The sequence below is a fragment of the Methylobacterium sp. FW102-HT35C08 genome (assembly GCF_058790235.1).
Map to the genome: position 1 here is coordinate 409905 of NZ_JBYTCL010000002.1, position 22966 is coordinate 432870.

At 70.6% G+C, this 22966-nt stretch carries 21 protein-coding genes; 17 read left to right on the forward strand and 4 right to left on the reverse strand.

The genetic code is table 11. The features are described from left to right. Nucleotides 1-13: 13 nt before the first annotated feature. The 7 genes from AC3WSN_RS02095 (at nucleotide 14) to AC3WSN_RS02125 (ending at nucleotide 8375) form a co-directional block, all read left to right on the forward strand. Nucleotides 14-1150, forward strand: coding sequence for a glycosyltransferase family 4 protein (locus tag AC3WSN_RS02095; protein ID WP_492536013.1), 1137 nt, complete (start codon nucleotides 14-16; stop codon nucleotides 1148-1150). Then, entirely contained in the window at nucleotides 1131-2381 is a 1251-nt protein-coding gene (locus AC3WSN_RS02100) for a glycosyltransferase family 4 protein (RefSeq protein WP_492536015.1), read from the forward strand. The genes AC3WSN_RS02095 and AC3WSN_RS02100 overlap by 20 nt, the downstream gene beginning before the upstream one ends. After that, the gene (locus AC3WSN_RS02105; RefSeq protein ID WP_492536017.1) at nucleotides 2378-3715 is read left to right on the forward strand and encodes a glycosyltransferase family 4 protein; all 1338 of its coding nucleotides are present in this window, start codon (nucleotides 2378-2380) and stop codon (nucleotides 3713-3715) included. The genes AC3WSN_RS02100 and AC3WSN_RS02105 overlap by 4 nt, the downstream gene beginning before the upstream one ends. Further along, nucleotides 3712-5235 (forward strand): lipopolysaccharide biosynthesis protein, encoded by a 1524-nt coding sequence (locus AC3WSN_RS02110; protein WP_492536019.1) that lies wholly within the window; start codon nucleotides 3712-3714, stop codon nucleotides 5233-5235. Before AC3WSN_RS02105 ends, AC3WSN_RS02110 begins: the two co-directional genes overlap by 4 nt. A gap of 145 nt (nucleotides 5236-5380) precedes the next feature. After that, nucleotides 5381-6631 (forward strand): O-antigen ligase family protein, encoded by a 1251-nt coding sequence (locus AC3WSN_RS02115; protein WP_492536021.1) that lies wholly within the window; start codon nucleotides 5381-5383, stop codon nucleotides 6629-6631. 100 nt (nucleotides 6632-6731) lie between these two features. Beyond that, nucleotides 6732-7271, forward strand: a complete 540-nt coding sequence (locus AC3WSN_RS02120; protein WP_492536023.1) for an inorganic diphosphatase — start codon at nucleotides 6732-6734, stop codon at nucleotides 7269-7271. Between the two features lie 126 nt (nucleotides 7272-7397). Beyond that, nucleotides 7398-8375: an NAD(P)/FAD-dependent oxidoreductase gene (locus AC3WSN_RS02125; protein ID WP_492536024.1), complete on the forward strand. Its 978-nt coding sequence runs from the start codon at nucleotides 7398-7400 to the stop codon at nucleotides 8373-8375. Between the two features lie 10 nt (nucleotides 8376-8385). Here AC3WSN_RS02125 and AC3WSN_RS02130 read toward each other — a convergent pair whose 3' ends face one another. Beyond that, on the reverse strand, nucleotides 8386-8847 hold the full coding sequence (locus AC3WSN_RS02130; protein WP_492536026.1) for a cupredoxin domain-containing protein: 462 nt from the start codon (nucleotides 8845-8847) through the stop codon (nucleotides 8386-8388). Between the two features lie 398 nt (nucleotides 8848-9245). Between AC3WSN_RS02130 and AC3WSN_RS02135 the strand changes: the two genes are divergently transcribed. Next, nucleotides 9246-9518: a hypothetical protein gene (locus AC3WSN_RS02135; protein WP_373622879.1), complete on the forward strand. Its 273-nt coding sequence runs from the start codon at nucleotides 9246-9248 to the stop codon at nucleotides 9516-9518. Between the two features lie 189 nt (nucleotides 9519-9707). Further along, a complete protein-coding gene (locus tag AC3WSN_RS02140) occupies nucleotides 9708-11288 on the forward strand; it encodes a putative bifunctional diguanylate cyclase/phosphodiesterase (protein WP_492536027.1) in 1581 nt (526 codons plus the stop codon). A gap of 181 nt (nucleotides 11289-11469) precedes the next feature. Here AC3WSN_RS02140 and AC3WSN_RS02145 read toward each other — a convergent pair whose 3' ends face one another. Then, nucleotides 11470-12372, reverse strand: a complete 903-nt coding sequence (locus tag AC3WSN_RS02145; RefSeq protein WP_492536029.1) for an MBL fold metallo-hydrolase — start codon at nucleotides 12370-12372, stop codon at nucleotides 11470-11472. Between the two features lie 260 nt (nucleotides 12373-12632). Between AC3WSN_RS02145 and AC3WSN_RS02150 the strand changes: the two genes are divergently transcribed. From AC3WSN_RS02150 to AC3WSN_RS02165, 4 genes are all read left to right on the forward strand, one after another. Beyond that, nucleotides 12633-13298 carry an SCO family protein gene (locus AC3WSN_RS02150; protein ID WP_238198190.1) on the forward strand — a complete coding sequence of 222 codons (666 nt, stop codon included), beginning with the start codon at nucleotides 12633-12635 and terminating at the stop codon, nucleotides 13296-13298. Nucleotides 13299-13388: 90 nt separating this feature from the next. Beyond that, a complete protein-coding gene (locus AC3WSN_RS02155) occupies nucleotides 13389-14978 on the forward strand; it encodes an OpgD/OpgG family glucan biosynthesis protein (RefSeq protein WP_492536031.1) in 1590 nt (529 codons plus the stop codon). 97 nt (nucleotides 14979-15075) lie between these two features. Continuing rightward, on the forward strand, nucleotides 15076-15321 hold the full coding sequence (locus AC3WSN_RS02160) for a hypothetical protein (protein ID WP_192707291.1): 246 nt from the start codon (nucleotides 15076-15078) through the stop codon (nucleotides 15319-15321). A 4-nt stretch (nucleotides 15322-15325) separates the two neighbouring features. Continuing rightward, the gene (locus AC3WSN_RS02165) at nucleotides 15326-15706 is read left to right on the forward strand and encodes a hypothetical protein (protein WP_492536033.1); all 381 of its coding nucleotides are present in this window, start codon (nucleotides 15326-15328) and stop codon (nucleotides 15704-15706) included. 9 nt (nucleotides 15707-15715) lie between these two features. On the opposite strand, the gene AC3WSN_RS02170 is transcribed toward AC3WSN_RS02165, so the two are convergent. Further along, nucleotides 15716-15985, reverse strand: coding sequence for a DUF6894 family protein (locus AC3WSN_RS02170; RefSeq protein ID WP_192707397.1), 270 nt, complete (start codon nucleotides 15983-15985; stop codon nucleotides 15716-15718). Nucleotides 15986-16521: 536 nt separating this feature from the next. Between AC3WSN_RS02170 and AC3WSN_RS02175 the strand changes: the two genes are divergently transcribed. Beyond that, on the forward strand, nucleotides 16522-16689 hold the full coding sequence (locus tag AC3WSN_RS02175; protein ID WP_238198180.1) for a DUF6894 family protein: 168 nt from the start codon (nucleotides 16522-16524) through the stop codon (nucleotides 16687-16689). On the opposite strand, the gene AC3WSN_RS02180 is transcribed toward AC3WSN_RS02175, so the two are convergent. After that, a complete protein-coding gene (locus tag AC3WSN_RS02180; RefSeq protein WP_492536035.1) occupies nucleotides 16671-17390 on the reverse strand; it encodes a Crp/Fnr family transcriptional regulator in 720 nt (239 codons plus the stop codon). The genes AC3WSN_RS02175 and AC3WSN_RS02180 overlap by 19 nt on opposite strands. A 425-nt stretch (nucleotides 17391-17815) precedes the next feature. Between AC3WSN_RS02180 and rpoN the strand changes: the two genes are divergently transcribed. The 3 genes from rpoN (at nucleotide 17816) to glmS (ending at nucleotide 22848) form a co-directional block, all read left to right on the forward strand. Next, entirely contained in the window at nucleotides 17816-19390 is a 1575-nt protein-coding gene (gene rpoN, locus AC3WSN_RS02185) for an RNA polymerase factor sigma-54 (RefSeq protein WP_492536037.1), read from the forward strand. A gap of 96 nt (nucleotides 19391-19486) precedes the next feature. Further along, a complete protein-coding gene (gene glmU, locus AC3WSN_RS02190) occupies nucleotides 19487-20866 on the forward strand; it encodes a bifunctional UDP-N-acetylglucosamine diphosphorylase/glucosamine-1-phosphate N-acetyltransferase GlmU (protein ID WP_492536039.1) in 1380 nt (459 codons plus the stop codon). Nucleotides 20867-21021: 155 nt separating this feature from the next. Beyond that, the gene (gene glmS / locus AC3WSN_RS02195) at nucleotides 21022-22848 is read left to right on the forward strand and encodes a glutamine--fructose-6-phosphate transaminase (isomerizing) (protein WP_492536041.1); all 1827 of its coding nucleotides are present in this window, start codon (nucleotides 21022-21024) and stop codon (nucleotides 22846-22848) included. Nucleotides 22849-22966 lie beyond the last annotated feature (118 nt).

The following is a 22966-nucleotide window of genomic DNA, read 5'->3' on the forward strand; positions in this document are numbered from 1 at the left end:
CGCCAGAGCCGCTATGCCGCGCGTCCTCGTGAACATGCCCAGCCAATTCGCCGGCCGGCCGTCGGGCGTCGCCCTCGTCGCCTTCCGGGTCATCGCCGGGCTCATCGCGCGCGGCACCTTCGATATCGTGCTCCGTTCGCCCTGGAGCCGCGACAAGCTGCCCCCGGCGATCCGGGATCGGATCGCAATCGTCACGGTGCCGCGCCCGCGGATCATGCTGCTGGACGTCCTGCGGCAGGCCGTCACGGTTCCGGCGCTATGCCGCGCCCACGGCATCGACGTGGTGCTCAACGCCGATCCCTATGGGGCCGCGTTCGGCGCCCGGGCGCGGGTCAGCGTCGTCCACGACCTGTATTTCCGCACGATGCCCGACCGGATCGGCTCGCGCGAGGCGCTCACGACCGATCCGATCTTCCGCCTCGTCCTCGGCAACAGCGCCCGGGTGATCGCCGTCTCGGAGACGACCCGGCGCGACCTCGGGCGCTGCTACCCGTCGCTCGCCGGCCGGACCGACGCCGTGCCCTCCGCGCCGATGCTCGATCCGGCGAACGTGGACGCGACCACCGGGATTCCCGCGGGACCATATGTGCTGGCGGTCGGGAACGCGCTCTACAACAAGAACTTCGCGACCTTGGCCCGGGCCGTGGCCGCGCTCGGGCGCTCGGACATCCGCATCGTCCATGTCGGCGAGGACCAGGACGAGACAATCGCCGCCGCGCTGGACGGCGCCCCGGTGCCGCTGACGCGCCTGTCCCGGATCGGCGAGGGCCGGCTGGCCGCCCTCTACCGGGACGCCCTGTGCCTGTGCGTGCCGTCCTTCGCGGAGGGGTTCTGTCTGCCGGTCCTGGAGGCGCAGGCGCTCGGCTGCCCGGTGATCTGCTCCGACCGGTCGGCGACCCCGGAGATCGCGGGCGCGGGCGCGCTGACCTTCGACCCGGCCGATCCGGCGGCGCTCACCCGATGCCTGCGCCGTCTGCTCGACGAGCCCGGCCTGCGCGACGCGCTGATCGCCTGCGGGCACGGCAATGTCCGGCTCTACAGCTGGGCCGAGACCGCCCGGCGCTACGAGTCCGCGCTCCTCGACGCCCTCGCGGAGTCCGGCCGCGCGACGCCTGCCCGGGAGGTGCCGCATGCGCATCCTGCACCTTAGCTCGCTCTACCCGCCCGAGCAGGTCGGCGGCGCCGAGCTGATGGTCGAGACGCTCGCCCGCACGCAGGCCGGTCTAGGCCACGCCGTGGCGGTCGCCTGCGCGTCGCGGCAGGCCGAGGCGCCGGTCCATCAGGACGGCGTCGCGGTCTACCGGATGGGATACGGAACGCCGTTCCACATCCTCGACTGGCCGCAGCGCGGGCGCCTCGACCGGATCCGCTACAAGCTTGCCGTACAATGGAACCGGCACAGCCTCGTCCAGCTCAGCCGGGCCGTGCGGGATTTCGATCCCGATCTGGTGAACACCCACTCGCTCTCGGAACTGCCCCCGGCGGTCTGGCCGCTGCTCCGACGGCTCGGCGTGCCGGTGGTGCACACGCTGCACGACTTCACCAGCCTCTGCACCAACGGCGCGATGACGCGCCACGGCCAGGCCTGCGCGGGCCAGCACCTCAAGTGCCGGCTCTACGCGGAGCCGCACCGCCGGTGCCAGCGCGGGGTCTCGGCCGTCGCGGCCGTCGGCGCGGATCTGCTGGCCCGCCATCGCGCCGCCGGCTTCTTCGACGGGGTCCCGGCGGATCTCCAGCGGGTGATCTGGAACCCGATCGAGCCGGGCGCACGCGCGAACCGGCGACCCCGGACGCCCGGTGCGCCGGTCACCTTCGGCTTCCTGGGGCGCATCGAGGCCAGCAAGGGCGCCGACATTCTCTTCGAGGCCTGCCGCCGGCTGCTGCCGGCACAGGGCTGGCGCCTCACCGTTGCCGGTCGCGCCGTGGACGGCCTCGACCGCTACCGTGCCCTGACCGAGGGCCTGCCGGTGTCGTTCCTAGGCCACGCGGAGCGCGACGCCTTCCTCGACGGGGTGGATTGCCTCGTGGTCCCCCCGATCTGGCCCGAGCCCTTCGGCCGCACCGTGGCGGAGGCCTACGGGCGCGGCGTCCCGGTGATCGGGTCGGCCATCGGCGGCATCGGCGAGCAGATCGGACCGGGCCCATGGCTGGTTCCGCCCGGTGATGGCGCCGCCCTCGCGGCCGCGATGGCTCGGATCATCGCGGAGCCGGAGTGTCTCTCCGACGGTCTGGCGCGCGCGCCAATCATCCGCGCCGGCACCGATCCGGCCGAAGTGGCGGCCGCCTACCTCGACCTCTACGCCGCCGCCCGCGCCGCCACCCATTCCGCCACGGTCCCGGCCCCGCTCGGCCGCCCGCAACTCAGCGAGTCCCGCTTATGACGGCCTCCACCCTGGCCCCGGCCTACGCGCGCAACCTGCTCGGCAGCGGCGGCGTCGCGGTCGACAGCGCACCGCGCGACGGCATCGCGCATCGCGCCGTCACCGGGCCGCTCCGGATCCTGCATCTGAGCGCCCTCTACCCGCCCTACATCGTCGGCGGGGCCGAGCGCTCGGTGGAACACCTCGCCGAGGAGTTGGCAGCGGCCGGCCACATCGTGGCGGCGGCCTGCATCGCCCGGGAGCCGGAGCCCAAGAGCGTGCGGGGCGGCGTCACGGTCTACCGGATGGCGCACCACAACGACTTCTGGCTGGAGGACTGGCCCAAGGCGACCCGGTTCGGCCGTGCCTGGGCGAAGCTCAAGCAGCAGTGGAATTTCGCCATCGCAGCCGAGTTCGGCCGGGTCCTCGACGACTTCAGGCCCGACATCGTCAACACGCACTCGCTGCTCGACGTCTCGACCCTGGTCTGGCGTGAGGCCGCCAAGCGCGGAATCCCGATCGTCCACACGGTCTGCGAGTACGACCTGATCTGCGGCAACGCCGCGATGTTCAAGAACGGCAAGCCCTGCGAGCGCTGGCACCTCGGCTGCAAGGTGGTCAATGCCGGCAAGCAGATCACCAACCGCTCGGTCGATGCGGTGGTCAGCGTCGGGACCGAGATCCTGAAGACGCACGTCAATCACGGCCTGTTCACGCATCTCGCCCCGGAGCGCCGCCGGGTGATCTTCTATTCCTGCACGGTCCCGGACGGCGATGCCGAGGCGAGGCGCCGCATCGATCGGTCGGCGCAGCCGATGACCTTCGGCTATCTCGGCCGGATCAACGTCGAGAAAGGGGTCGGCACGCTGATCGACGCCTTCCGCCGGATCGGGCCCGGCAATTGGCGCTGCCTCGTGGCCGGCCACGCGATGGACGATTCAATCGAGCGCTTCAAGGCGCAGGCCGAGGGCCTGCCGATCGAGTTCGTCGGCTGGGCCAAGCCCGCCGAGTTCCTGAGCGCGATCGACGTGCTGGCCGTGCCGTCGTTCTGGGCCGAGCCGTCCCCGCGGACGATCTACGAGGCCTACACGATGGGTGTCCCGGTCATCGGAGCCGCCTCGGGCGGGATCCCCGAGCTGATCGGCGAGGACAACACCGAGTGGCTGTTCGCGCCGGGCGACGATGCCGAACTCGCCGCGCGCTTGGAGGCGGTGATCGCACGGGGCCGCGGCGACCTTCCGGACGAGCGCGCGTTCCAGCACGTCATCCGCGAATCGACCTCCGAGCGCGTCGCCGAGAAGTACCTCGACCTCTACGCCGAACTCGTCGCCGAGCGCCGGGCAGCCCACCCGTGAGCGCCGGCGCGCCGGTCCTGACCGAGGCCGCGGCGGCCGCCGACGCCTCCGAGATCGTCCCGGGGCTCGGCGCCGGTGCGGACGTGACCGGCCGCTCTTTCGACGCCGCCCGCTGGGTGGCGCTCGCCTCCGTGGGCAATGTCGTCCTGAGCTTCGGGGTGTTCCTCGTGCTGGCGCGCCTGATCGGGCCGGCGGAATTCGGCATGGTGGCGATCGCCGCCGTCTTCATCGACATCCTGCAGATCGTCGCCCGGTGCGGGCTGCCGGACGCGGTGGTCCAGCGGGCCGATTGCGACGAGGAATTCGCCGCCACGGCCTTCTGGGTCATGCTCGCGGCGGGCAGCCTGTGCGCGGCGGCGCTGGTCGCCCTGTCGGGGCCGATCGCCTGGATCTTCGACCTGCCGGAACTGCGCCCGGTCCTGTGCGCGCTCTCAGCCTGCTTCGTGATCACCGCCGCGGGCGCCATCCACGAGGCGCGCCTGCAGCGCAGCTTCGGCTTCCGCAAGCTCGCCCTGCGGGCGCTCGGCTCCAACCTGCTCGGGGGGGCGGTCGCCCTGGCGCTGGCCTTCGCCGGCTACGGCGTCTGGAGCCTCGTGGTCCAGCGCCTTGTAGCCGCCACGGCGACGACGCTCCTGACCTGGGCGGCGTCCCGCTGGATTCCGGCGCGCCGGGTGAACCTCGCGGCCGCGCGCGCCCAGATCGCCTTCGGCTCGCGGGTGTTCTGCACCTACCTCCTGCTGGTGGTCTCGATCCGCAGCCAGGAGGTGATCGCCGCGTATTTCCTCTCGGCGACCGATGTCGGGTATCTGCGCCTCGCCTGGCGCTGCATCGATCTCGTCAGCCAAGTTGCGGTCATCCCCCTGACCACGGTCGGCCTGACCACCTATGCCCGGCTCCAGGACCAGCCGGCGGAACTCGCGACGGCCTTCTACGGCTTCACCGCGGCCTCGGCCTTCGTGGCGGTGCCGGCCCTGTTCGGCATGGCGGCCGTCGCCCCGACGCTGATCCCGTTCCTGTTCGGCGACCAGTGGCACCAGGCCGCCCCGGTGCTGCGGATGCTGGCGCTGCTCGCGCCCGAATTCGTCGCCACCTCGATGCTCTGGATGATCTTCACGGCGCTCGGGCGCAACGGCACGGCGCTGCGGCTCGCCGGGGCCCAGTTCGGCCTCGGCGCGCTCGCCTCCGTCGCGACGGCCCCCTTCGGCCTCGCGGCGCTAGCAATCGGGCATGTGGCGCGGGCCTACCTGTTCTCGCCCGTCATCGTGGTCGGCGCCGGGCGCTTCGTGCCGGTGAGCAACCGGCATCTCGCCCGGGTGCTCCTGCCGGTCACGGCCTGCGCGGCGGCCATGGCCGGCTTCGTCCTGCTGGTCCAGACCCCGATCCACGCCGCCCTCGGCGACCGGCTCGGCCTGTTCGCGGCCGTCGGGATCGGCGTCCTGGCCTACGCGGCGCTGGCCCAGACCTTCATGCGGGAGACGGTTCGCAGCGCTCTGCGAATCTTCATGCGCCGCAGGGCCTGATCTGCACGGTCCGCCAACCTTTATGGGCGAGACTGCGCGTGCAGGGCCGCGTCCAGCCGGACCGGCATCGTCGGGTCGGGGCGCGGAGACGCCTGCCTTGCCCGGCGCCGGCCTTCGGCGGCGCGCGTTCGGACGGTTCGAAACGATGATGGGACGGGCGTTGCCGATCCGGGACGAGGCGCCGGCCCTGTCCGCCGCGGCCGACCGCGCGGCCGTCTTCCTGCTCGGCGTTGCCCTCCAGTTCAACGTGCTGACCTCGAGCTTCGGGCTGCCGTTCCAGCGCCTGTCCGACCTCCTGCCGTTCCTCCTCATCCCCTGGTTGGGACTGCGCCGCGCGGTAATCGCGGAAGCCTTGCGGAACATCGCGCCGATCGGCGCCATCGTCGTGCTCCTTGGCGCCTCCATCGTGCTGAAGGCCCACCAGCAGGGCGGCGACGTCTACCTGACCCTCGTGCTGCTGCTCTACGTCGTGCAGGCGTTCATCCTGCTGGTGCTGTTCCGCGACCGCCGGATCGAGAACGCGTTCTGCATCGGCCTCCTCGCGGGCATGCTGGCATCCCTGGCGGTGCTGTTTCTCGCCTCGACCGGTGCGTCGCTGGAGCGCTTCGGCCTCGCGGTTCCGCTGGACGGCGTCGACGAGGAGTTGAAGCTCTTCTTCCAGGACAAGCTCGGCGGCCTCTGGATCTCCGGCAACGAGACGGGCCACGTCTTCGCGCTCGGCGGCGCGGCCGCTCTGCTGCTGAGCCTGCGCTACCGTCTTCGGGTGATCTACCTCGTCTTCTTCGTCGCGCTGCTGGCGAGCTTCCCGCTGACCAACAACCGCGCCGGCCTGTTCATGCCGCTCTTCGTCCTCGCCGTGCTGATGCGGCGCAATCTTCGGCCCTCGATGGTCTTGGCCGCCCTCGGCGTGCTCGGCGTCCTGCTCCTCGCCTGGTCGCTGACCGGCGAGCTCCCGCTGCCCGGGACGCTGGCTCAGGCGGTCGAGCGGCGCTTCACCGAGGACCACAACGTCGCCGGCAATTTCGACGAGCGGTTCCTGTCGGGTTTCACCGCGCTTCAGCTCGTGGTCGAGTACCCGTTCGGGGTCGGCGAGATCGCCCGGCGGGACGAGCTGCGCGCGCTCACCGGTCTCACGACGCCGCACAACGCCTTCGTCTCGCTCGCGCTGCAATCCGGCCTCGCCGTGGCGCTGCTCCTCATCGCCGGGCTGGTACGCATTCTTCTGGCGCCAGCCGTCTCGGGTCCGTTCCTGACCTACAGCGCCCTGTTCCTCATCCCGTCGATGATGTTCGAGGAATTGTCGGTCAATCAGTACTTCCTGTTCTTCATGGCGTTCGTGCTCGCATCCTGGGCGATCTCGAGCGATCCGGACCCGGAGCGCCCACGCACGGGCTGACGCCTCGGGCGATAGGATCTCGGCGTCCGGATCCCGTCCGGGGGAGGGCGGGTTCCCCTCCGGTGACGCGGCCGGGGGCCCCGTCCCGGAGGTCGTCCCGTTGTCCGCTCATCCTAAGCCGCTGCACCGCCTGTCCGCCTTCACGGGCGACGCGCTCAACATCGTCGTCGAGACTCCGAAAGGCAGCCGCAACAAGTACAGCTTCGAACCCGAATTCGGCGCGCTCCTGCTGAAGAAGGTTCTGCCGGAGGGGCTGTCGTTTCCCTACGATTTCGGGATGATCCCCTCGACGAAGGGCGAGGACGGCGATCCGCTCGACGTCCTGCTGCTCCTCGACGCGCCGGCCGTCGCCGGCTGCGTCGTCGCGGGCCGCCTCGTCGGCGTGATCGAGGCCGAGCAGCGCGAGCGGGACGGGACCTGGGAGCGCAATGACCGGTTGATCGCCGTGGCGGAACACGCCCCGACCCACGCGCATGTTCACGCCCTGAGCGACCTCCGTCCGGGCATGCTGGAGGAGGTGGAGGCGTTCTTCGCGCAGTACAACGCGCTGTCCGGCCGGGAATTCCGGCCGCTTCGCCGGGGCGACGCCGAGGCGGCCCGGGCGCTGGTGCGAAACGGAATGGAGGCCTGCACGGCGTGAGCGCGCGTCCGCCGCAAGACCGCACCGCCTCCGCTTGGGCGCGGAGTCCGCAGACGGCAGAATGGGGAACCCAGGGCCGCCCGAACGGGTCCTTTTGTGAGATGCGTCACAACGTTCGGGTGGGCCATGCCGCTGGACCGGCTCTCGGTGGGCCAATCGCTCGACTGCCTCATCATCGGCGGCGGGCCGGCCGGCCTGACCGCGGCGCTCTACCTTGCCCGTTTCGGCCGCAGCTGCCTCGTGGTCGATGCGGGCCGGTCCCGGACCGGGTGGATCCCGGTCAGCCATAACATACCGGTCTTCGCCGACGGGATCTCGGGCACCGAGATCCTCGAGCGGCAGCGCGCGCACCTCGCCCGCTATGGCGGGATGATCCTGCCGGGGCTGGTCACGGATCTGGCGCGGAACCCGGGCGGGTTGCGCGCCACCGTTACGGCGGACGGGGAACCCGGCATCCGCACGATCGAGGCCCGGCGGGTTCTCCTCGCCACCGGCGCCGAGGATGTCGAGCCGGACCTCCCCGACCTGCCGGACGCGATCCGGCGCGGGCTGGTGCGCTACTGCCCGATCTGTGACGGCTACGAGGCGCGGGGCAAGCGCATCGCCGTCATCGGCCACGGCGACCGGGGCCTCGGCGAGGCAGTGTTCGTGGCGCGCACCTACGCTCAGGACGTGACCCTGCTGACCCTCGGTCAGGATCTGCACCTCGACGGAGCGGCGCGCGAGCGAGCGCGCGAGCATGGCATCGCGGTCGTCCATGCGCCGGTCGTCGGCCTCGATATCGAGCAGAGCCGGATTACCCTGCTGCGCACCGCCGACGGCGCGGAACACCGGTTCGAGGTGCTGTACTCGGCCCTCGGATTGAAGCTCCGCTCCGACCTCGCGCGCGCCCTCGGCGCGGAGCACGACGGCACGGGGGCGCTCACGGTCGACGAGCACAACCGCACGAGCGTGCCGGGCCTGTACGCCGCCGGCGGCGTGGTCCGCGGGCTCGATCAGGTGGTGGTGGCGATGGCGCACGGGGCCGTCGCCGCCACCGACATCCACAATCGCTGCGAGCTGCCCACCGAGGAGGAGCCGGACGGCGCGCTCCGGCGGCGCTGAGGCCGCGCGGCTACCGGGCCGCCGGGGTCAGCGTCAGGGTTCCCCGGAACGGCTTGGACTTGTCGTTCACGCTGGTGCAGCCGAACGGGTACTGGCCCGCACCGATCGTTCGCACGCGGATCTCGCCCTTGCCGTTCTGCTTGACGGTGTAACCGTCGTTGCTCGCCACGTGCACGACGTCGCCATCGTGATGGAGGACGTTCTTGTTCTCGAAGATCTGCGGCGCCGTGAGCACGAACTGGCTCGTGGAGCGATTCTGCACCTTGATGCTGACATCCGTGTCGGCCGGCAGGCGCAGCTCGGCCGGCGCGCAGGTCGGCACCCCGTTCTCGACCGTCATGGTCAGGTCGACGGCCGGCATCGTCTCGGCGGCCCGGGCGGCCCCGGTCAGGAGGAGGGCTGCGGTGAGGATCGCGCCGAGATGCGCGACCGGAGATCCGAAGACGGGGCGGCAACCTGATCCAGAATTCATGCAGGGCTCTCGGTATCCAGTTGAGAATGTCAGCACTCGCTCAACCGCACCGGAGAAGCTGTGGTTCAAGCCGGCGGCTCGTGCGGTGTGCGGCGGTAGCCGCGCGCGCAGGTATGTGGCACGTAGAGGCCCAAATTGATCAATGGATCAGCGTTTTCGTTCCGGTCGATCAGGTTAGAAATCAACATAAAATAATATTTATGGCGGCTCGGTACCGTGAATAAACGTCCGTGCGTGTGGATTTATACGGAAACCGGATCCGTTTCAGCTGGTTGATCAACCATACCCTGCTGCTTGTCCGTCGGTTCACGGGCCGTCACGGTAGCCGCAGTCGCGTATTGCCCAACCAGAGACATCAAATGCGCTTCTCAGCCGCGGCGTTGGCCGTGCTCCTCCCCATGACGCTGCCCATGACGCTGCCAGCCAGCGCTCTTGCCCAAACGGGCGTGCCGGCCGGGCCGGGCCTCGTCGGCCCGCGCACGACCGGCGCCACCACCGAGATTCAGCCGAACACGACCGGGAACGATGCCGACCTCGTCGTCGCCCCCGGCGCTACCGGCGCCGAGACGATCACCACGAACTCGGCCGCGGGCGGAAACGCCAACCTTCCGGAGCGGTCCGTGCCGAACGGGAGCGCCGGTGGCGGCACCTCCGGCCAGGGCGGCGGCTAGTCCGACGTGTCGGCCGAGCCCTGTACCATCGCAAAGCCGGGGCTCGGCAGACGTAGAATATCGCCTTAAGCCCGCATCAACCAAAACAACGAAGCCGTCGGTCGATGCAGAGACTTTGTTGATCCTGAAGTTCACAGCCTCTTAGCATTTGACATGCTTTGTCCGTGACCTGGAATACGGGCACAAAACATGTCGAATGAGTCGTCGACTGCGTGGGGACGCGGCGAGCTATACGAGACCCTGTGCCTGCTCGTCATCGGCGCGGGAATCTGGTTCGTCGGCGTCACGCTCGGAACGTTCGACTCCCTGAACGCCGCGATGTCCGCCTACGGTCTCAACGACCTCCTGATGCTCGCCGCCTGCATGGGCGTGGCCCTGTTTGGCGCCAGCGTCCGCAAATCCATCCTCCTCCGCCGGCTGATGCTGCAGCGCGACGCGGCGGCCGCGCAAGCGGAGGCCATCGCCCGGCATGACGGCCTGACCGGGCTGGCCAACCGGCGCCGCTTCATCGATGCGGTCGCGCGAGCCCAGGCGACGTTGGGTGCGGAGCCGTCCTCCGCGGTCCTGCTGATCGATCTCGACCGGTTCAAGCCGGTCAACGACCTCTACGGCCACGCGGCCGGCAATGCGGTTCTCTGTGCCGTGGCCGAACGCCTCCAGCGGCTGCTGCCGCCCGGCGGCGTCGCGGCCCGGCTCGGCGGCGACGAGTTCGCCATGCTGGTCCCGGTGGAGCAGGGCAGCGAGGGGCTGACGCGCCTCGCGCAAGCCGTCATCGCCAGCATTTCCGAGCCGGTCTCCTGGAACCAGAACGACCTCAAGGTCGGCGCCACCGTCGGCGTCGCGGTCGTGGCCGCCAACCACGCCGATCCCGACGCCGTGCTCCACGCGGCCGATCTCGCCATGTACCAGGGCAAGAAGGACGGCCGCGGCAATTACCGCTTCTTCCGGAGCACCATGGACGAGGAGCTGCGCGCCCGGGCCCGCATCGAGACGGAGCTGCGCACCGCCATCGAGACCGGGGCGATCGAGCCCTACTACCAGCCGGTGGTCTCCCTGCCCGAGAAGACGATCGTGGGCGTTGAGGTGCTGGCGCGCTGGCGCCACCCGACCCGGGGCCTCGTCGGCCCGACCGAATTCATCCCGGTGGCCGAGGAGACCGGGATGATCGCCGACCTCAGCTACAGCCTGATCCGACGCGCCTGCCTCGATGCCCGCGCGTGGCCGTCCCACCTGATCCTCGCGGTAAACATCGCGCCGCACCAGTTCCAGGACGCGTGGCTGGCCCAGCGCATCCTGGCGATCCTCACCGAGACCGGCTTCCCGCCCCAGCGTCTCGAAGTGGAGATCACCGAGAGCGCCCTGATCCAGGATCTGGAGGCGACCCGCGCCACCCTCCTGTCGCTGCGGCAGCTCGGCGTGCGCATCGCGCTCGACGATTTCGGCACCGGCTATTCCAGCCTCTACCACCTGCGCGAGCTGAAGTTCGACAAGCTGAAGATCGACCGGAGCTACGTCGACGCGATCACGATGAGCGACGAGCGCGCCAAGCTGGTCGACGCCATCATCAAGCTCGGGACGAGTCTCGGCCTCTCCACCACGGCCGAAGGCATCGAGACGGATGCGAGCCTGGACTGGCTGTCGGACCAGGGCTGCCATTTCGGGCAGGGCTACCTCTTCGGCCACGCCATGCCCAAGGCCGAGATGGACGTCGTGCTGAGCGCGGAGGGCGACGCGGTCGGCCCGACAGACGGCCTCGCCCTGGCCTCATAGGCGTCCAGCTGCCGATCACGCCGCCATCCCGGGCCCGCGGAGCGGAGCGCGGGATCCGGACCCGCCGACGCGGCCTAAGTGCAGCACTCGCGGGTCGGATTGCCCGCGTCCGGCATGCCTGTTCCGGTCCGGGCTCGTCTGCGGCGCCCCGGAAGTACAAGGCGGTCAGAGAAGCCCGCCATCACCGCGGCGGCTTGTAGGCCGAGCCGTCCTCGGCGCGGAGCGGTTTCTCCACGAAGCGCCCGTGCTTCGGGACCGCGACACGGTCGAAATCGTCTGCCAGCGCCTTGAGGGCGCGGCGCATCTCCGGTCCCTGGAGCGGCCGCCCGTGGCCGGTGATGACCCGCTCCGGATCGAGCGCCGCCAGGGTCCGGACGGATTTGCGCGCCGCGTCCCAGTCGATCGTCAGGTACATCGGCGGTCCGTGCAGCTCGGGCTCCTGGACTGCGACCGCGTAGACCGATTTCTGCGCGGTCGTGACGAAGGCATCGCCGACGATCAGCGTCCGGTCAGCCTCGCGCCACAGGGAGATGTGACCCGGCGCATGGCCCGGCGTGTGGATCCAGCGCCAGCCGGGCAGGGGCGGCACCGTCCCGTCCTCCGGAAGGTCCTTCAGGTTTTTCGACACATCCACCGGCTGCGTTGGGAAGAGCGGCGAAAGCCGGCCGAGCAGGCCGCCACCGACGCTGGGATCGGGCGTCGGATAGGCGGCGCTGCCATCGAGATACGGCCGCTCCAGCGCGTGCGCGTAGACCGGGACCTCCCACTGCGCGGCCAGATCCTCCAGCACGCCGACATGGTCGAAATGGCCGTGCGTCTGCACGATCGCGGATGGTCGCGCTCCCTCGCCGAAGCGCGCCCGCGCGGCAGCCTCGATCGCCCGCTTCGAGCCCATCACACCGGCATCGACCAGCACCCAGCCGCGGTCGCCCGCCCCTGGCTCGCCGACGAAGACCACGTTGACGAGGACATGACGCTGATACGCGACGTCGTCGGTGATGGCGTGGGTGGCGTCGTCCCGCTCGGCGTCGCGGTGCGGATCATCGGCCCGGGCCTGCGGGTCGACAGGGATCTGCTGGGCCATCTGAACCGGGCTCCCATAGCTGTTCGTGGTGCGGCCGGGCCGGGCCAAGCCCCGCCGGGATCCGTGCGGGCACAGACCTGTCCCGTCGGGGCGCCGAAGCGTTCGACGCGGGATGCCCGTCACCGCCGGTATCCTGCCAACCGGGCTTGCCAGGGCGTGTTCCCCGGCTTCGGCCGAGCGGCCGGGACGCCGCAGGAACATCGCGGGGATCGACACGCACCCCATATTGCGGGCAACGATGCGCCGTCGCAGGTCACAGCATGGCACCGAGCCCGATCGCCCTCATCGCCTCCGCCGGTCTCGTCGCGATGGTCGCCGCCGGCACGGGGGCGATCGTCCTGCAGCAGGGCTCGCGCTTCAGCCATCCGCGTAAGACCGGGGGCGCCTTCACCATGGCGGATCTCGACGGCCGGCCGGTGAGCCAGGCCGATCTCCTGGGCAAGCCGACTGCCCTGTTCTTCGGCTTCACCCACTGCCCGGAAGTCTGCCCGACGACGCTCGCCACGCTGGCCGGCGCCCTCGGCCGAATGGGCCGCGACGCGGATCGTCTCAACGTGGTCTTCGTCACGCTCGACCCGGAGCGCGACACGCCCGACTCCCTGCGCGAGTACCTCGCCTCGTTCGATCCGCGAATCCGCGGCTTCGTCGGCACGAAGGATCAAGTCGCCCGCATGGCCGATGCCTACCACGTCGCCTACAAGCGCGTGCCGACCCAGGACGGCGACTACACGATGGAGCATTCGGCCACCGTCGCGCTGTTCGACAAGACCGGCCGCATGGTCGGGGAGATCGGCTACCAGGAGGACGAGGCGCGCGTGCTGTCCAAGCTGATCACGCTGGCGCTGCCCGGACAGTGCGCCCCGGGGGGCGGGGCGGAACTGTGGTCGACGACCGGTGCCACGGGCACGTGCGGGCCGCGGAGCTGAGCGGCGCCTGACGAAATTGCGCCGCCGCCTTCGCATGGCTAGAGCGCGACGCGGGCCGCGAGGCCCGGGTCGAATCGCCGAGGCACCCGCTTGATCACGCGCCGCGTCCTGACCGCCCTCGGGCTCCTGGCCCTCGCGCCGTTCCCCGGCACTGCCCGGGCCGCTGCCGGAGGGCCGCGTCTCGCGTCGCCCGAGCCCATGGATCTCGACCGGCTGAACGACCTCGCCCGGAGCCTGCGCGACCGGCCCTACGCGCCGCCGCCCGAGGCGCCCGCCGCGAAGGCCCTCGACGCCCTGACCTACGGGCCGCTGCAGGAGATCCGCTACCCGCCCGGCCGGGCGCTCTTCTCCGACAGCCCCTATCCGGTGACCTTCTTCCATCTCGGCAACTTCTTCCGGCACCCCGTGAAGGTCTTCGCCCTGGAGGGCGGACAGGCCCGCGAAGTGCTCTACAGCCACGACCTGTTCACCTACCCGGCCGGCAATCCGGCCAAGGACGTCCCAGACGGGGCCGGCTTCGCCGGGTTCCGGTTCCAGAAGGCCCCGGCCGGCCAGCCCGGCGACGACGCCGACTGGCTCGCCTTCCTCGGCGCGTCGTATTTCCGCGCCGCCGGCGACGGGCAGCAATACGGCGCCTCCGCCCGCGGCATCGCCATCGACACCGCGCCCGGACCGGGCAAGACGGAGGAATTCCCGGTCTTCACCCGGTTCTACGTCAGCCCGGCCGCGGAGGGCGCCGTCACCGTGCTGGCTCTGCTCGAAGGTCCGAGCCTGACCGGCGCCTACCGGTTCGTCGCCCGCAAGGAGCCGCACGTCGTCATCGACGTCGCCTGCACGCTCTACATGCGCCGCTCCGTCGAGCGGTTCGGCATGGCGCCGCTGACCTCGATGCTCTGGTACTCGGAGGGGATGAGCCGGTTCCTCGCCAGCGACTGGCGGCCGGAGGTGCACGATTCCGACGGCCTGCTGATGCAGACCGGCAGTGGCGAGATCATCTGGCGGCCGCTCAACAACCCGCCGCGGCTCAGCGTCAGCGCCTTCGCGGACCGGTCGCCCCGGGGCTTCGGCCTGCTCCAGCGGGACCGGTCCTTCGACCACTACATCGACGACGGCTTCGAGGAGAACCGGCCGGACCTCTGGGTGGAGCCGCAGGGGGATTGGGGCGCGGGCAGCGTGCAGCTGGTGGAGATCCCCACCCATCAGGAGACCGACGACAACATCGTCGCCCTGTGGGTCCCGGACGACCCGCCGAAGGCCGGGAGCGCGCGCAGCTTCGCCTACCGGCTGCGCTGGCCAGTGCAGGAGCCGGTCGCGACCGATCTCGCCCGCTGCATGGCGACGCGGGCGACCAAGGGATCCTGGCTCGCCGAGGCCGACCGGCGCCCCGGCCGCGCCAACCTCGTGCGGCAATTCGTGCTCGAATTCGAGGGCGCGGCCCTGGCGGGCCTCGATCCCGAGAAGGCCGAGGTGGTCCTCACGCTCACGCGCGGCCATGCCGAGGAGGTCGGCGCCACCTGGGCGCCCTACGGCAAGCCCAGCCCCTGGCGGGTGTTCCTCAAGCTCTACGCCGAGGGTCCGGACCCAGTCGAGATGCGGCTGCAGCTGAAGGCCGGCGGGCGGTTGCTCTCCGAGACCTGGGCCTACCAGTATTATCCGGAAGCCCCCGGAACGGTTCTCTGACCGGCGGGTTCAGGGCTGTGTGCGACTGGGCCGCCCGGCGCGTGAAAGTCCCGACCGCGCCACGGCCGGTCGGCCCGGCGCCGCATGCGAGCCCGTCATGAACGGCGAACGACCGCCCGACCCACACTCGCCCGACCCACACTTGCCCGAGACGCTCACGCGCCTGCTCCGGGCGCCCAAGAGCGCCATCTGGCCGACGCCGGAGGATCGGAACCGGCTGCGCCTCGGCCGTCAGAGGCCGCGCCAGCCGAGCCGCGCGATCCTGGGTGTCTGGCTCTGGGCGATCCTCTACAACCTCATCGGCTTCGCGATTCTCGCGGCGCTGTGGCGGACGATGCGCTGATCCGATGATCCGATACGGCTTCACCCCGGCGAGACTGCCGGTCCGCGCCCTCGCGGTGCTGCTGGCGCTGGCGACGGCCTCCGCCTGGGCTGTCGAGCCTCGTCCCGGCGACGCGCTCGACGCGGATGACGGGACCGGAGCCGTGAAGGTCTGCTCGCCGGTGGCGATGCCGCGCTGGCGGTCGATGACGCCGGTGCCCAAGACCTGGACGTTCCTCGACTGCATGGGCTTCGCGGGCGAGATGGGCGCGACCGATTTCCAGCTCGGCTGCCTGTTCGCCAACGTGACGCCCTACGCGCAGAAATACGCCTGGGGGCCGCTGGTGAAGATCGAGAAGGCGGCCCTGGCCAAACCGCAGCCGCCGGTGCCGAATTGCGGCTGGTAGCCCGCCGGATCAGTCGATTGCGGGCTGCCACTCCAGATCGAGGGCGAGGCGGGCACGAAAGACGACGCTGCCGGCCTCGTCCCGAACCTGGGCCTCCAACTGCAGACCGGCGCCGCCGCCGGGCGGCGGAAGCTTCGGCTTGCCGCGGAGCAGGTCGTGCGCGGCCTCGACCAGAGCTTCCGCCGCCGAGCGGCAGGCTTCCAGCCGCTCGGCGAAATCCAGCCCCTCCTCGTCGCGGGACACGTCCTGGCCTTCGATAAAGTCGGTGAAGTAGCGCACGGCGCGGAGCCTCACGGGCAAACACGGAGCGTGATCCGCACCCCATCCCCTGTCGCTAACCTGTGTGTGGGTCGAACCATACCGGCCCCGAGCCGCAGGACCGGCTGTTCACCCAGGCACGGGTGCCTCTCCAGCGGACACGAGGTGACGGAATCCTCCGGCAGCCGCTCGCGATTGTCGGAAAGTACACACTCCCTAGGAGAAAGCTGACCCTGCATCAAGGCGGCCGCACCGTTGTTCCGAGCCTGGGCGCGGCGCAGCCCTGCCTCCAGGCTTGCTCGAAGGAACTTGCACGAAGGTCCAATGGAACGGGACGCTGCGGGGAGGCTACGCCTCCGGCGTTTCGCGGCGAGCGCCGGGCCGCCGCCTTCGGTCGCTGGCGGCACGATCGCTCAGCCGGAAGGATCCGAAAGCCAGGATGCCGGGACGGCGCGGCGGCCGATCCCGAATGAGGATCACGGAGGTAAGACCTGCCCCGCTTCTACCTGAACGTTCGCCGGCACGGCACGCTGATCCACGACGATGAGGGCGACGAGTTGCCCGACGGGGCCGCCGCCCAGGCGCTCGCCCGCGAGATCGTCGGCGAGATGCGGCGCCTGCCTCACATCTACGGCGCGCCGCGCCGTTGGCGGGCCGACACGTTCGTGATCACCGACGAGGGCGGTGCCGTCGTGGCGGAGGTGCCCTACGCCAGCGTTCCCTGATGCGCCCTGAGCGGCCCGATCAGGCGCTCGTACTCGGCCTCCGCGGGACCGTAGGTGTTACCGGCCGCCTGCTCCAGCCGCGCGCGGCTCAGCACACGGATGCGCCCGCGCCGGGCCCGGATCAGCCCGGCCCCTTCCAGCGTATGGATCGCCACCGTGACGGTGGGGCGGCGAACACCGAGCATGATCGACAGAAACTCGTGCGTGACCGACAGATCGTCCCCATCCTGGCGATCGTGGTACATCAGCAACCAGCGCGCGAGCCGCTCCTCAGCCGGCGTGCCGGCGTTGGCGATAGCGGTCTGGGCGACCTGCACCAGGAAGGTCTGCACGTAGCGCAGCAGCAGATCGCGCAGTGACCGGCTGGCCTCGGCGGCCGCGCGCAGGTCCGCGACGGGAATACGTTGCCCGCGGCCCGCGACCTGCATGAAGATCTGGTGGGGGATCGTATCGACACCCAGGATCAATGTCGGCACCGCCATGCCGTCGCGGCCAAACAATCCGACCTCGACGCGTCCGCCCTCCGCCAGGCCCGAGACCACCGAGCACAGGCCGGTCTCGATGAAGACGGCATGCGCAATGACTTTGGCCGGTTCCACCAGAACCATCCCGAGGGGCAGTTCGACAGGTTCGAGATGCGGCGCGAGCAGCGCGTTGTCCGCCTCGGAGAGGGACGCCAGCAAGCTGTTCTGATGAGCCATCGCCGTGAGGTGCGCAGAAGCAGCCGAAAACGCGCCGACACAGTTTGGTGAGACGAAGCGTCACGCCGAGCCTGCTCGGATCACGGCACGAACGCGAGCAGATATTGCACATTAGGCAGGAAGCGTCCGCTATCGGACAGACCAGTGATCTCGGAAGAACGGCAACACACGAGAATCGGCTTCGATGCGGAATGCAAAGCTTCCTTAAAGACCGATCCTCAGATTGGCCCGGGCAACCGTGCCGATGTGGCTGCTTTGCTACGTGCGCCGCGCGGCCTGCACTTGCCAACAACCGAGCGCGTCGCCGCGCTTTGACGTGCGCTCTCCATCGGTCTACACACGGAGCAGCAAGACAAGCAAGAACCATGCCGTGAGCACCGCCGCTCGGGCTGGTGAATCGCGCTGGAAGGGCATCGGGGCCTCGCATGAGTTTGGTGCAACGGCTGGAAGTGCGTCAGGGCCAGGCCCTGGTGATGACGCCGCAGCTCCTGCAAGCGATCAAGCTCCTGCAACTGTCGCAGCTCGATCTTGCCTCTTATGTCGAGGCCGAGCTGGAGCGGAACCCGCTCCTCGAGCGTGCCGAGCCCGAGCTGCCGGGCGCAGGCGACGCCTCGGAATCCGGCTCCCACCAGGACGAATCGCATGCCGACGGCTTCGAGGCGCCGGAGCCCGATTCGTGGCTCTCCACCGAGCTGAATGCGAGCCGCGGTGAGATCGAGGGCGACTTCGACACGCGGCTCGACAACGTCTTTCCCGACGAGGCGCCGGTCCAGGCGCGCGAGGCAGGCGGCGGCGACATGCTCTCGCTGACCCCGCCGCCCTACGGCAGCGGCGGCGGCAGCTTCGACGCCGAAGCGCCGGATTTCGAGGCCAGTCTCACGGCCGAGACGTCGCTGCGCGACCACCTCGCGAGCCAGCTCGAGCTGGCGACACGCGATCCCGCCGAGCGCCTGATCGGCGGCTTCCTGATCGACGCCGTCGATGAGGCCGGCTACCTGCGCGAGGGCATCGACGGCGTGGCCGAGCGTCTCGGGGCCGACCCGGCTCTGGTGACGCGCGTGCTGTCCCTCGTGCAGACCTTCGACCCGCCCGGAATCGCGGCCCGGGATCTCGCGGAATGCCTCGCGATCCAGCTGCGCGAGCGCGACCGGTTCGATCCGGCCATGCAGGCCCTGGTCTCCCGTCTCGATCTCGTGGCCAAGCGCGATTTCGCGGCCCTGCGCCGCCTGTGCGGCGTCGACGACGAGGATCTCGTCGACATGCTGGGCGAGATCCGCCGACTCGACCCCAAGCCGGGACGGGCCTTCGGGTCGAGCGCGGTCGAGGTGCTGGTGCCCGACGTGTTCGTGCGTGCCGCCCCCGACGGGTCCTGGCTGGTCGAGCTCAACGGCGAGGCCCTGCCGCGGGTGCTGGTGAACCAGAGCTACTATGCCCGGGTCGTGCGCGGCGCGTCGGCGGAGGGCGACAAGGCCTTCCTGTCGGAGGCCCTGCAGAACGCCAACTGGCTGACCCGCTCCCTGGAGCAGCGCGCCCGCACCATCCTCAAGGTCGCCACCGAGATCGTGCGCCAGCAGGACGGATTCTTCGTCCACGGCGTCACCCATCTGCGCCCGCTCAACCTGAAGACGGTGGCGGAAGCGATCGGCATGCACGAATCGACGGTGTCGCGCGTCACCTCCAACAAGGCGATCGGCACGAGCCGCGGCACCCTGGAGATGAAATACTTCTTCACCGCGGCGATCCCCGGTGCGGCCGGCATGGCGGCGCATTCCTCGGAGGCCGTGCGCCACCGCATCAAGCAGCTCGTCGACGGCGAGACGCCGGCCGATGTGCTCTCCGACGATGCGCTGGTGCAGAAGTTGCGCAGCGAGGGCGTCGACATCGCCCGGCGCACGGTGGCGAAGTACCGGGAGTCGTTGCGGATCCCGAGCTCGATCGAGCGCCGCCGCGAGCATTTCGCCCACGGATCCGCCCACCACGCCGCCCTGGCCCTGCGCTGAGCGAAAGCTTGGCGCCGCGCTGACCGAACGGCCGGGCTTGCGCGAAACCGCCGTCCGGCCCATCCGTGGCGCCGAATGACGACGCCTGGACCTGCCATGACCGCGACCGGAACACCGTCCCGCAGCCTCACCGCCATCGTGCTGGCGGCCGGGAAGGGCGCGCGCATGCGCTCGGACCTGCCGAAGGTGCTGCATCGGATCGCCGGCCGCAGCATGCTCGGGCACGTGCTGGCCGCCGTGCAGGCGGCCGGCGCCGGCCGGATCGCCGTGGTGGCCGAGCCCGGCCGCGACGACGTCGCCGCCGAGATCGCCCGGCAGGCCCCTGGCGCGCAGGTCTTCCCGCAGGCCGAGCGGCTGGGCACCGCCCACGCGGTGCTGGCGGCCCGGGACGTGCTCGCCGATCCGGACGATGACGTGGTCATCGCCTTCGGCGACACGCCTTTGATCACCGCCGAGACGTTCCTGAGGTTGCGGGCACCGCTGGCCGATGGCGCGGCGGTCGCGGTGCTGGCCTTCGAGACCGCGACACCCACCGGTTACGGGCGGGTGCTGACCGAAGGCAGCCGAGTCCTGGCGATCCGCGAGGAGAAGGATGCCAGCGCGGCCGAGCGGGCCGTGACGCTCTGCAATGCCGGGTTGATGGCGCTGTCGGGCCCCCACGCCCTGGCGCTACTCACCCGCATCGGCAACGACAACGCCGCCGGCGAGTACTACCTGCCCGACGCCGTGGCGCTCGCGGTCGCCGACGGGCTCGCGGTCACCGTCGTGCCGGTGGACGAGGCGGAGGCTCAAGGCGTCAATGACCGGGCGCAGCTCAGCGTCGCGGAGGCCGCGATCCAGTCCCGGCTGCGCCGCAGCGCCATGCTGGGCGGCGCCACCCTGATCGCACCCGAGACCGTCTTCCTCAGCCACGACACCGTGCTGGGACGCGACGTCATCGTCGAGCCGAACGTGGTCTTCGGGCCGGGGGTGCGCGTCGGGGACGGCTGCACCGTGCGGGCCTTCGCGCATCTGACAGATACGCGACTCGAGGCGGACGTCCGGATCGGACCGTTCGTGCGGCTGCGCGGCCACGCCGTGCTGGAAAGCGGCGCCGAGCTCGGCAATTTCGTCGAGCTGAAGAACGCCCATATGGGCGCGGGCGCCAAGGCCGCGCACCTCACCTATCTCGGCGATGCCGAAATCGGCGCGAAGGCGAATATCGGAGCCGGCACGATCACCTGCAATTACGACGGCGTGCTCAAGCACCGGACCACCATCGGCGCGAACGCCTTCATCGGCTCGAACTCAGCGCTCGTGGCGCCGGTCACGGTGGGGGAGGGGGCCTATATCGGCTCGGGTTCGGTGATCACCGACGACGTTCCGGCGGACGCCATGGCGGTCGCGCGCGGCCGGCAGGCGACGAAGCCCGGCTGGGCCAGGGAGAAGCGCGCCGCCTTGCAGGCCGAGAAGGCACGGCGCGGAAAAAGCTCCTGATTCGGGGGCGCGGAACGCCCGAGCGCAGCCGGGACTCGCTCTGCGACGCCCCCATCCGGTACAAGTCACGCTTGGCGCCACGCTGAGCGGGGCGGCCCAGGCGCCGCGCGGAACGAAAGCGCGGCGCTCCGGGCGCGAGAGCGAGAGACACATCCATGTGCGGCATCGTCGGCATCGTCGGGCGCGACGCGGTGGCGGGGCAGGTGATCGAGGCCCTGCGCCGGCTCGAATACCGCGGCTACGACTCCGCCGGGCTGGCCACCCTCGAGCACGGCCGGCTGGCGCGCCGCCGCGCCGCCGGCAAGCTCGCCAACCTCGAGGCCAGGCTCGCGCAGGAGCCGCTCACCGGCACGATCGGCATCGGCCACACCCGCTGGGCCACCCACGGCCGGCCCAACGAGACCAACGCCCATCCCCACGCCACCCACAACCTCGCGGTCGTGCACAACGGCATCATCGAGAACTTCCGCGCGCTGAAGCAGGAACTCGAGGCCGACGGCGTCGTGTTCGAGACCGAGACCGACACCGAGGTCGTCGCCCAGCTGGTCAGCCGCAGCATGGACCGGGGCCTCGGGCCGGTGGCGGCGGTCGAAGCCGCCCTGCCGCGGCTGCGCGGCGCCTTCGCGCTCGCCTTCCTGTTCGCCGGTGAGGACAACCTGCTGATCGGCGCCCGCCACGGCGCGCCGCTGGCGATCGGCTTCGGCGCGGGCGCGATGTATCTCGGCTCCGACGCCCTGGCGCTGGCCCCCTTCACCGACGCGATCACCTATCTCGACGAGGGCGACTGGGCGATCCTCGCCCGCGACGGCGCCGAGATCCGCGACGCGTCCGGGGCGGTCGTCCAGCGCCCGCGCCAGACGATCGCCACCCAGGCCTACCGGATCGACAAGGGCGCCTACCGCCACTTCATGGCCAAGGAGATCCACGAGCAGCCCGAGGTGGTCGGCCGGACGCTGGCCCACTACGTCGACCTGGCCAACAGCCGGGTGGTGCTGCCCGAGGCGCTGCCGTTCGACTTCGCCCGGCTCAGCCGGGTGTACATCACCGCCTGCGGCACGGCGTACTATGCCGGCCTGGTGGCGCGCTACTGGTTCGAGCAGCTGGCGCGGCTGCCGGTGGAGATCGACGTGGCCTCCGAGGCGCGCTACCGCGAGGCGCCGCTGGAGCGGGACGGGCTGACGCTGGTGATCTCGCAATCGGGCGAGACCGCCGACACGCTGGCCTCGCTGCGCTACGCCAGGAGCCAGGGCCAGCACACCTTGAGCGTGGTCAACGTGCCGAGCTCGACGATCGCGCGGGAATCGTCGGTGGTGATGCCGACGCTGGCGGGTCCGGAGATCGGGGTGGCGTCGACGAAGGCGTTCTCGTGCCAGCTGACGGTTCTGTTGTGCCTGGCGATCGCGGCGGGGCGGGCGCGGGGCACGCTGGACGCGTCGGGCGAGGCGCGGCTGGTGGAGGCGCTGATCCGGGTGCCGGGTCTGATGGCGGAGGCGCTGACCCGGGAGGGGGCGATCGAGGCTGTGGCGCGCGAGGTCGCGCAGGCGCGGGACGTTCTGTATCTCGGCCGGGGCACGAGCTACCCGATGGCGCTGGAGGGTGCGCTGAAGCTGAAGGAGATCAGCTACATCCACGCGGAGGGCTACGCGGCGGGCGAGCTGAAGCACGGTCCGATCGCGCTGATCGACGCGAGCGTGCCGGTGATCGTGATCGCGCCGCATGACGGGGTGTTCGAGAAGACGGTGTCGAACATGCAGGAGGTGGCCGCGCGCGGCGGGCGGATCGTGCTGATCGGCGATGCCAAGGGCGCGGCCGAGCACGGTCTGGAGACGCTGGCGACGGTGACGATGCCGGCGCTGGAGCCGAGCGTGGCGCCGATCGTGTACGCGGTGCCGATCCAGCTGCTGGCCTACCACACCGCCGTGATCATGGGCAAAGACGTCGACCAGCCCAGAAACCTCGCCAAATCCGTCACCGTGGAATAGGCGCACCTTTTTCCGTGCGGGGTCACGGCGCAACGGCGCCGTCCTTGCGAGCGGCGCGAAGCAATCCACGGCAGCGCGACCTCCGCAAGCGTAGCGTCTCTGGGTTGCTTCGCTCCGC